The following is a 281-nucleotide window of genomic DNA, read 5'->3' on the forward strand; positions in this document are numbered from 1 at the left end:
ATAAAAGTAACCTTTCTTGTGATTGGGTCTTCGATAACTTATGACGCCATATAATTTCCTGTCTTCTATTCCTTTGCATATACTGGCAGTAAAGTAGCCGGCATCCAATCCCACCGCTGTTGGTTTTAGGGAAAATCGTTCAACCTGTCTGTCTATACGGGATAAGTAAGGTATCGAGTCGTGAACATTGCCGGCTGTGACATGAACATCGGTGATGAAGTTACAGTAACCATCAACTGTACGATGATCAAGGTAGAAAAAGCCTTTGGGCTTTCCGTCTC

General features: G+C 42.7%; 1 pseudogene. It reads right to left on the reverse strand.

The annotated features are described in order from the left end of the window. Positions 1–281, reverse strand: a pseudogene (locus OS173_RS13275) (IS5/IS1182 family transposase); the annotation flags it as partial.

Origin of the sequence: Marinicella gelatinilytica, assembly GCF_026410405.1 — a bacterium.
Taxonomy (GTDB): Bacteria; Pseudomonadota; Gammaproteobacteria; order Xanthomonadales; family Marinicellaceae; genus Marinicella; species Marinicella gelatinilytica.